At 45.8% G+C, this 9,419-nt stretch carries 8 protein-coding genes; 4 read left to right on the forward strand and 4 right to left on the reverse strand.

The annotated features are described in order from the left end of the window. Nucleotides 1–114: 114 nt before the first annotated feature. Complete coding sequence (gene ykgO / locus RH86_RS17640; protein ID WP_005593337.1) at nucleotides 115–240, reverse strand: type B 50S ribosomal protein L36; 126 nt, start codon at nucleotides 238–240, stop codon at nucleotides 115–117. Next, nucleotides 237–494, reverse strand: a complete 258-nt coding sequence (locus RH86_RS17645) for a type B 50S ribosomal protein L31 (protein ID WP_009387653.1) — start codon at nucleotides 492–494, stop codon at nucleotides 237–239. The genes ykgO and RH86_RS17645 overlap by 4 nt, the downstream gene beginning before the upstream one ends. Nucleotides 495–649: 155 nt before the next feature. Here RH86_RS17645 and tsaA point away from each other — a divergent pair, with 155 nt between their 5' ends. Continuing rightward, nucleotides 650–1,345 carry a tRNA (N6-threonylcarbamoyladenosine(37)-N6)-methyltransferase TrmO gene (gene tsaA / locus RH86_RS17650; protein ID WP_009387655.1) on the forward strand — a complete coding sequence of 232 codons (696 nt, stop codon included), beginning with the start codon at nucleotides 650–652 and terminating at the stop codon, nucleotides 1,343–1,345. Between the two features lie 109 nt (nucleotides 1,346–1,454). Then, on the forward strand, nucleotides 1,455–3,170 hold the full coding sequence (locus RH86_RS17655) for a proline--tRNA ligase (RefSeq protein WP_009387657.1): 1,716 nt from the start codon (nucleotides 1,455–1,457) through the stop codon (nucleotides 3,168–3,170). Nucleotides 3,171–3,758: 588 nt separating this feature from the next. Here RH86_RS17655 and RH86_RS17660 read toward each other — a convergent pair. Then, nucleotides 3,759–4,616, reverse strand: a complete 858-nt coding sequence (locus tag RH86_RS17660) for a class II glutamine amidotransferase (RefSeq protein ID WP_005593342.1) — start codon at nucleotides 4,614–4,616, stop codon at nucleotides 3,759–3,761. An 84-nt stretch (nucleotides 4,617–4,700) separates the two neighbouring features. After that, complete coding sequence (gene lpcA / locus RH86_RS17665; RefSeq protein WP_005593343.1) at nucleotides 4,701–5,279, reverse strand: D-sedoheptulose 7-phosphate isomerase; 579 nt, start codon at nucleotides 5,277–5,279, stop codon at nucleotides 4,701–4,703. A 334-nt stretch (nucleotides 5,280–5,613) separates the two neighbouring features. Between lpcA and fadE the strand changes: the two genes are divergently transcribed. Next, nucleotides 5,614–8,061 (forward strand): acyl-CoA dehydrogenase FadE, encoded by a 2,448-nt coding sequence (gene fadE / locus RH86_RS17670; RefSeq protein ID WP_009387661.1) that lies wholly within the window; start codon nucleotides 5,614–5,616, stop codon nucleotides 8,059–8,061. A 139-nt stretch (nucleotides 8,062–8,200) separates the two neighbouring features. Continuing rightward, the gene (locus RH86_RS17675; RefSeq protein ID WP_083239580.1) at nucleotides 8,201–9,394 is read left to right on the forward strand and encodes an ISL3 family transposase; all 1,194 of its coding nucleotides are present in this window, start codon (nucleotides 8,201–8,203) and stop codon (nucleotides 9,392–9,394) included. The last annotated feature ends 25 nt before the right edge of the window (nucleotides 9,395–9,419 follow it).

Below are 9,419 nucleotides of genomic sequence, written 5' to 3' on the forward strand. Positions count from 1 at the left end.
TCCCCTTCAGCTGAATGACACACTCATAAAAAAGCGGGCACTGTATGTGTCCGCTTTTTTTGTTTCCTCTCATGCGAAATACCACAGCACAAGCATACCAGCAGAATCAATCGACTATTTTTGTACCGCTTTGAAGCGAGGGTTAGCTTTGCAAATCACGTATAAACGACCACGTCGCTTGACGATCTGGCAATCGGGATGACGACTCTTCGCACTTTTTAACGATTTTAGAACTTTCATTTTTGCTCCTTAAAGAGACCGAAACGACGATTGAAATTAGATACTCGGCCCTGTTTCTGTGCCACACGTTGTTTCCCGGTGTAGAACGGATGAGATTCCGATGAAACATCCAAGGTTAAATAGGGATAAGTCTTACCATCTTCCCACTCTATCGTACGGGTTGTACTGAGTGTTGACCCAACAATAAAATACTTATCGACACTGGTATCGTGAAACACCACCTTGCGATACTCCGGATGAATTCCCGCTTTCATTCTCTCCTTCTTTTTAATTTGCGTTACGTTATAACATAACAAATGATAATAATTACCAACTAAAAATCAAGCAAATTATTTGGCTAACGTTTGTCGGCAGTGCAAAGAGCACGATTGTGCTATCTTGTGCAGAAAATTAACGAAGAGATGATGACGTGTACAACATCGAGCCGATTGGTTATATCCAGAGCCCCTATAAAGAAAAGTTTGCCGTTCCTAGGCAGCCACGCCTAGTGCCTGCTGCAAGCGCTCGAGTGAAACTGCAAGGCGAAGTAAATTGCGCTGAAGCCATCCGCGGCATTGAGCAGTTCAGTCATCTTTGGCTACTCTTCTTGTTTGATCAAAACTTAGCGGCAGGTTGGAAACCAACCGTACGACCACCGCGTTTGGGTGGCAATGAACGTGTTGGTGTATTGGCTTCACGAGCAACATTTCGCCCCAATGGTATTGGCATGTCAGCAGTAGAGCTGAAAGGCATTAGCCAAGAGGGTGATCAATTTTATTTAGATCTTGGTAGCGTTGATCTGGTCGACAACACCCCTATCATCGATATCAAACCTTATATTCCCTACTCCGATGCTATTATTGATGCTAGTGGTGGTTACGCAGAAAAAGAGCCAGAAAAGGCGATTGTGTGCTTTTTACCACAAGCAACCGAGAGTCTCTCCCGCTTGGCGAATGGTCAGCATATCCGCCAAGTCATCGAGCAAGTCTTGGCGCAAGATCCTCGCCCTGCCTATAAAAAAGGTAAGCCGGACCATAAAGAGTACGCGGTAAATTTGTTCAATTTGAACGTTAAATTCACCGTAAACGATAACTTAGTGTCGGTTACCGTGATTGAACACTTTTGACAAAGCCGTTTGGCTGATATTATAGGCGGCTAACAAATTCCCTTTGTGGGATCGTCATACTCCAGACCATTCCGGCTGAGTATCTAACTTTACTAAACGGATAAATTGAATGCGTACCAGTAATTATCTTCTTTCTACTCTTAAGGAGACTCCAAACGACGCAGAAGTAGTGAGCCACCAGCTCATGCTACGTGCAGGTATGATCCGTCGTCTAGCTTCAGGTCTTTATACCTGGCTGCCAACTGGTCTACGTGTATTGCGTAAAGTCGAAAACATCGTTCGTCAAGAGATCGACAATGCAGGTGCAATCGAAACCTTGATGCCCGTTGTTCAGCCGTTTGAACTTTGGGAAGAGACAGGCCGTTCTGAAAAGATGGGCCCTGAACTTCTTCGCTTTACTGACCGCCACGTTCGTCCGTTTGTTCTTAGCCCGACAGCAGAAGAAGTTATCACTGCATTGGTCCGTAACGAAGTGAGCTCTTACAAGCAACTTCCACTAAACCTATACCAAATCCAGACTAAATTCCGTGATGAACGTCGTCCACGTTTCGGCGTAATGCGTGCACGTGAATTCTGCATGATGGATGCGTACAGCTTCGACATCGATAAAGCGGGTCTAGAGAAATCTTACCAAGCGATGCACAACGCTTACTGTAAAGCATTCGATCGTATGGGTCTTGAGTACCGTCCAGTATTGGCAGACTCAGGTGCTATCGGTGGTAACGGTTCACAAGAATTCCACGTTCTAGCAGAAAGCGGCGAAGATTTGATCGCATTCTCTACAGAATCAGATTACGCAGCAAACATCGAAAAAGCGGAAGCACTGGCACCGACTGGTGAATGTGCAGCGCCAACTCAAGAGATGACTCTGGTTGATACTCCAAACGCGAAAACCATCGCGGAATTGGTTGAGCAACACGGTCTAGCGATTGAGAAAACCGTTAAGACGCTTTTCGTTAAAGCTTCAGATGAAATCGATGCACCAATCGTTGCGCTTATCATCCGTGGTGATCACGAACTAAACGAAATCAAAGCTGAAAACCTAGCTGAAGTTGCCGCTCCTCTTGAAATGGCAACAGAAGATGAAATGCGTGACCTTATTGGTGCTGGCGCTGGTTCACTAGGCCCTGTTGGTCTAGAGCTACCATTCATCGTTGACCGCTCTGTAGCGGTAATGAGCGATTTCGGTGCTGGCGCAAACATCGATGGCAAACACTACTTCGGTATTAACTGGGGTCGTGACGTAGAACTAGGTCAAATTGCTGATCTACGTAACGTGGTTGAAGGCGACCTAAGCCCATGTGGTCAAGGCACGCTAATGCTTAAGCGTGGTATCGAAGTAGGTCACATTTTCCAACTTGGTAATGTTTACTCTGAAGCAATGAACTGTAGTGTTCTTGATTCAAACGGTAAAAATTCAATCCTAGAGATGGGTTGTTACGGTATTGGTGTTTCACGTGTTGTTGCTTCTGCTATCGAGCAAAACAACGATAAATACGGCATCATCTGGCCAGATGCTCTAGCACCGTTCCAAGTGGCTATCGTACCAATGAACATGCACAAATCTGAGCGCGTTAAAGAAGCGGCAGAGAAACTATACGCAGAGTTCACGGCAATGGGCGTCGAAGTTCTATTTGATGACCGTAAAGAGCGCCCAGGCGTGATGTTCTCAGATATGGAGCTGATCGGCATCCCTCACACTATCGTGATTGGCGATCGCAGCATGGATGAAGGTAACTTTGAATACAAGAACCGTCGTTCAGGTGAGAAAACCGCAGTAGCAATGGCTGACATTGTTGAGCACGTTAAAGCGCAATTTGCGTAATTTAACCCTAAGAACTGCAAAAGGCCGATGGAAACATCGGCCTTTTTTTTACTGTAGAATAGAGAACGAGCTTCGCTCTATGGAACGCTTCGCTCCCAGATTCGAGAGGCGGCAGTGGTTCATTCTGGGATAGATTCCCGACTTCGCTCCTTCGTCGCTATCGAGAATAACGTTATCGAAGTTCCGAGCTCGTACCGCCATCCTCAAGAGTGAAGCACGAACGAGTTGGGGATCTATTCTCTACTCTCATAGAACTAGATTCCCGACTGCGCTCCTTCGTCGCTATCGGGAATGACGTTATCGAAGTTCCGAGCTTGTGCTGTCATCCTCAAGAGTGAGGCACGAGCGAGTTGGGGATCTATTCTCGATTCTCGAGCAAAGCGTTCTCAAAAGCGACGTCTACTCTCGTCAAACTAGATTCCCGACTACGCTCCTTCGTCGCTATCGAGAATGACGTTATCGAAGTTCCGAGCTTGTGCTGTCATCCTCAAGAGCGAGGTACGAGCGAGTTGAGGATCTATTCTCTACTCTCGAAGCGAAGCGCTCTCAAGGACGAAGTCCGTCCTCTACTCTCGAAGCGCAGCGTTCTCAATTCTCAAAAGAATCCAAAGGCTCTGTCGGCGCTTGACTGGCGACTTTCTTGGCCGCAAACGGCACATCCACCAGCGAACTTGCGTTGCCATCAATCAACTCACCAAAGTGGAACAGACCGAATTCACCAGGCTTCATACGGTGCCAAGCTTCGTTATCGGTCAATGGCTGCGTAGCGATTACCGATACGACATCGTTAGGCGTCGTCTCTTCTTGGAAGTTGATGGTGACATCTTCATCAATCAAGGTCGCTTTGCCAAATGGCGCTCGTCGCGTAATCCAATAGAGGTGATTGGTGCAGTAAGTCATAACGTATTCACCATCAGAAAGCAGCATATTAAACACGCCTTTTTCTTTTAGTGTGTCGCAGCACTGGGCAACAAAGCGAAACATGCCCATCATATCTTGTGGTGGCTCAGGGTAACGCAGTTCAAGCTGAGTCACTAGCCAGCAAAAGGCGAGTTCGCTGTCGGTTTGCCCTACCGGACGAAAGCGACCCAATGATAAATCTTGGTAATCGGTTAACTGGCCATTGTGAGCAAATGTCCAATAACGGCCCCAGAGTTCACGGGTAAATGGGTGGGTATTTTCCAGATTGACACCACCACGATTCGCTTGACGAATATGGCTGATCACCGCACGACTTTTTATCGGATAGTTTTGCACTAACTCGGCAATCTTTGACTGGCAACTAGGGTTAGGGTCTTTGAAAGTACGAAAGCCTTTGCCTTCATAAAAGGTGATCCCCCAGCCGTCGCGATGTGGACCAGTATTACCACCACGCTGCATCAGACCGGTAAAACTAAAGCAAATGTCAGTGGGTACATTTGCGCTCATTCCGAGCAATTCACACATGGTTTAACTCACTCCCTAATTAAACACCCAATACCAAACTAACATATTGTTGGTATTGGGATAAACCGTGCATCGGAATGGGAATTACTTTTCCATTTCCTTTTCGATCAACTGAATCACAATATGAATGATCTTGATATGAATTTCTTGAATACGATCAGCATAACCAAAATGCGGCACGCGAATTTCAATATCGGCACAACCGGCCATTTTACCGCCATCTTTACCTGTCAAAGCGATGGTTTTCATGCCTTTGTTTTTCGCCGCTTCAATTGCATTCAAAATGTTGACTGAATTGCCTGATGTGGACAGACCAAACAATACATCGCCTTTTGAACCGACCGCTTCAAGATAACGAGAGAAAACAAAATCGTAACCAAAATCGTTACTCACGCAAGACAGATGGCTAGGATCAGAAATCGCAATACCTGGATAACCTGGGCGATTTTCACGGTAACGACCCGTCAACTCTTCAGCAAAGTGCATCGCATCACAGTGAGAGCCACCGTTACCACAAGATAGCACTTTGCCACCTTGTTTAAATGAATCCGCAATCAGTTTTGCTGCGGCTTCAATTTGAGCAATATTATGATCATCACTTAGGAACTTGTTCAGCACTTCAGCTGCTTCAGTCAGCTCACTTTTAATCAAATCCTGGTACATAAGCATTCTCTTTTAATCAGTATTAGAGCGCTGTTATCACAGCCTCAGACTCTTCAGAGTTTACTTGAACCATTCGCACTGTCGAGAGTCAGCCACAAAGATTTCATCGAATCTTGACCTTTCGTGCTCACAAAACCGACATCAGCGCACATTTATAGAATCTTTACTCTACACGGATCACTTTTTGAACAATCTCGTGTTTTACATTTTATTAATATCTCTATTACAATTTAACTGGTTAGACCACTAAATTAATCCAGACAATTATCTCTATTCGCTGCCATCTCACGCTGGATAGGGATAAACATAAAGCGTCTGAAAAGGAACACACAATATGGATATCTTGCTCTCCACCCTTAGCTTTGCTGTTGTACTTGGTGCTTGCCTTTACCATCGTACATCGCTGTTACTCTCACTAACCGTGTTGACTACAACGATGCTGTTACTTTCAATCTCAGGTTATATTGGCTCAATCAGTTGGATGCTCTATTTCACTGCGGTGGTCATTCTGACCGTACCTAGAATGCGCCAAAAACTTATCAGCCAAAAAGCCTTGAGACTATTTCGCCAAGTGCTACCTGCGATGTCACAAACCGAAAAAGAAGCATTAGATGCGGGGACAGTATGGTGGGAAGCGGAACTATTTAAAGGCAAACCTGACTGGCAGAAACTGCATAATATTGCGCCGCCAAAACTCAGTGCAGAAGAGCAAGCATTCTTGGATGGTCCCGTAGAAGAGGTATGTGCGATGGTGAGTGATTATCACGTCACCCATGAACTGGCAGATCTGCCTCCACAGGTATGGCAATACCTCAAAGAACATAAATTCTTCGCCATGATCATCAAAAAAGAATATGGCGGGTTAGAGTTTTCAGCCTACGCTCAATCACTTGTGCTACAGAAACTGACTGGGGTTTCCAGTGTGCTCTCTTCTACCGTAGGAGTGCCTAATTCACTTGGCCCTGGTGAATTACTGCAACACTATGGCACTCTTGAGCAAAAAGAATACTACCTGCCTCGTCTTGCACAAGGCAAAGAGATCCCTTGTTTTGCTCTAACCAGTCCTGAAGCAGGCTCGGATGCTGGTGCAATCCCCGATTACGGTGTGGTTTGTTACGGTCAGTGGCAAGGTGAAAAAGTGCTCGGTATGCGTTTAACATGGAACAAACGCTATATTACGCTCGCACCTGTGGCGACCGTTCTCGGTCTCGCGTTTAAATTGCGCGATCCTGATGGACTCCTAGGAGAAAGCCAAGATCTTGGCATTACCTGCGCTCTGATCCCAACCCATTTAGCCGGAGTAGAGATTGGCAACCGTCACTCTCCACTCAATGTCCCATTCCAAAATGGCCCTACCCGTGCGAATGAACTATTTGTACCAATTGATTACATCATTGGTGGGCAAAAAATGGCTGGTCAAGGCTGGCGCATGTTAGTTGAATGCCTATCGGTTGGCCGTGGTATTACGCTGCCTTCTAACTCAACTGGTGGCATTAAGACTGCCGCATTAGCAACAGGGGCTTATGCGCGTATTCGCCGCCAATTTAAACAACCCATTGGTCATATGGAAGGTGTCGAAGAACCTCTTGCACGCCTTGCCGGTAATGCTTATGTGATGGACGCGGCCAGTGCCCTCACTGTCGCCGGTATCGACTTAGGTGAAAAACCGTCGGTGATCTCGGCTATTGTTAAATACCATTGTACCCATCGAGGCCAGCGCAGCATCATCGACGCAATGGACATTGTTGGCGGTAAAGGGATCTGTTTAGGCCCTTCCAACTTCCTTGCTCGTAGCTATCAAGGTGCGCCTATCGCCATTACCGTTGAAGGGGCGAACATTCTCACCCGCTCAATGATCATCTTTGGCCAAGGAGCCATTCGCTGTCACCCTTATGTACTCACAGAGATGGAGGCCGCTTACTCAGACCATCATGATGCGGTCAATCAGTTTGATGCTGCGCTAGCTGGGCATGTTAGCTTTAGCGCCAGTAATTTTGTCCGTAGCTTATGGCTAGGTATAACGGATGGTTATTTCTCTTCTGCTCCATACAAAGATGAAACTCAGCGCTATTATCAACAGCTCAATCGTTACAGCGCCAATATGGCGCTATTATCGGATATCTCAATGGCGGTACTTGGTGGCTCATTAAAACGTAAAGAACGCCTTTCAGCTCGCCTTGGCGATGTACTAAGTCAACTTTACTTAGCATCAGCAACATTAAAACGTTACGACTTGGAAGGACGAAACAAAGAAGATTTACCGCTGTTGTATTGGGGTATGCAAGATAGCTTGTATCAAGCCGAACAAGCCATCGATGGCCTACTGGCTAATTTTCCTAATCGAGTAATCGCTAAGCTCTTGAAATGGGTTGTAATGCCACTCGGTAAAGTTCGCCGTATGCCTAGTGACAAATTGGATAGCCAAGTCGCGCAGATTATTCAAACACCAAGTGCCACTCGCTCACGTTTAGGTCGCAATCAGTATTTAACGGCCAGTGAATTTAACCCTGCAGGCCGCATTGAGCAGGCGTTACATATCATCTTAGAAGCCGAGCCAATCTTTGATAAGGTATGCCAAGCGATCGGTAAACGTCGAGCGTTCTTAAAGCTGGATATGATTGCTGAACAAGGCTTAGAATTGAAAGCGATAACAGAAGAAGAAGCCCAGTTATTGATCAAAGCTGAAGAGCAACGTCTCTACGTCATTAACGTCGATGATTTTGCTCCACAAGAATTGGCCACTAAGCCACAAAGCCCTGCGGCAATGGATGAAGTAGCGTAGAGCATTTTCCTATTCATCTTGTAGAGATCGATACAATAAAAAAAGGTTCATCGCGGATTAGCGGGAACTTAAAACAAAAACGGTAGTAAGTGATATGGTTTAGTCGCCAAACAAAAATCATACACAAACTACCGTTTCCATGCCGAATCATACTTTCCTATCTTCATTCTGGGAAGGCTTTCAAATAGTAAAGTCTCACCAGACAGCATCACTTATTACTCTTACTCTTAAACCTAACTCTGCGGCTAAATGCCTTTGTGGTCTTGAGGCCGAAGCTATCCATGAGTATCAATGGCGTCATGTAAAGGAGGCCATGCTACTCGGTGTTCCTGTTGAACTTTCCGTTCAAACACGAAGGATTAAGTGTCGCGACTGCGGCATAAAAACAGAATCTCTATCTTGGTTAGAGCCTTATGCTCGTATAACAAAGCGCCTAAAAAGCTATATAGAACAACTATTACCTCTTCTCCCTATTAAGCATATATCCCAGTTAACGAGCGTTCATTGGCACACCATTAAAGAGATAGATAAACTCCGACTTAGACAAGCTGTACCGCCAGTAAAATGGGAAGCTCTAAGGCAACTCGTTATGGACGAGTTCGCCATCTTCAAAGGACATCGTTATGCCACGGTCATCGCTGACGCTAAAACTCACCAAGTCATTTGGATAGGATTAGGTCGGAGCCGCAAAGACATACGGCCGTTCTTCGAGCAGCTAGGTAAGCATGGGATAAATATCGAAGCCGTTGCGATGGACATGAACACGGCTTTCGATCTTGAAGTTCAAGCGTACTGCCCGAACGCAAAAATCGTTTACGACTTATTCCATGTTGTCGCTAAGTTCGGCCGTGAGGTGATGGATAGAGTTAGAGTCGACCAAGCCAACAAACTCAAGCAAGATAAAAAAGCGAGGCAATGGGTGAAGCGTTCACGCTGGGTGCTGCTGAAAAACAGGGGCAACTTAAATACACAGCAAGATAGCTATCTTACTGAAATATTGAATATCAATAAGGACTTAATGACCACTTATATACTCGGAGCACAACTCAAAGAGCTTTGGTATTGTGAATCAGAAAGGCACGCTAAGGGGCTCTGGGACGCGTGGTGGGAACAAGTGCAAGAGAGTGGAATTAAGCCATTAAAAGAGTTCGCACGAAAACTCAGTCCTTATCTTCACGGGATTATCGCATCGGCTAGTTATCCGTTAAATACCTGCACACTTGAAGGGATAAACAACAAGATAAAGCTAATTAAGCGAATGGGGTATGGTTATCGAGATACAGACTACTTCTTCTTGAAGATAAAAGCGGCTTTCCCCGGAAAGCCGCGATGAACCTAAAAAAAGGGCTGCTCGGCAG

Origin of the sequence: Vibrio sp. N418, from assembly GCF_000222565.1 — a bacterium.
Lineage (GTDB): Bacteria > Pseudomonadota > Gammaproteobacteria > Enterobacterales > Vibrionaceae > Vibrio > Vibrio scophthalmi.

What these genes read in the sequence shown, in the direction of transcription:
- RH86_RS17660 (WP_005593342.1), bottom strand. Translation starts at nt 4,616, where the DNA reads ATGTGTGAATTGCTCGGAATGAGCGCAAATGTACCCACTGACATTTGC.
- fadE (WP_009387661.1), top strand. Translation starts at nt 5,614, where the DNA reads ATGGATATCTTGCTCTCCACCCTTAGCTTTGCTGTTGTACTTGGTGCT.
- RH86_RS17655 (WP_009387657.1), top strand. Translation starts at nt 1,455, where the DNA reads ATGCGTACCAGTAATTATCTTCTTTCTACTCTTAAGGAGACTCCAAAC.
- RH86_RS17645 (WP_009387653.1), bottom strand. Translation starts at nt 494, where the DNA reads ATGAAAGCGGGAATTCATCCGGAGTATCGCAAGGTGGTGTTTCACGAT.
- ykgO (WP_005593337.1), bottom strand. Translation starts at nt 240, where the DNA reads ATGAAAGTTCTAAAATCGTTAAAAAGTGCGAAGAGTCGTCATCCCGAT.
- lpcA (WP_005593343.1), bottom strand. Translation starts at nt 5,279, where the DNA reads ATGTACCAGGATTTGATTAAAAGTGAGCTGACTGAAGCAGCTGAAGTG.
- RH86_RS17675 (WP_083239580.1), top strand. Translation starts at nt 8,201, where the DNA reads ATGCCGAATCATACTTTCCTATCTTCATTCTGGGAAGGCTTTCAAATA.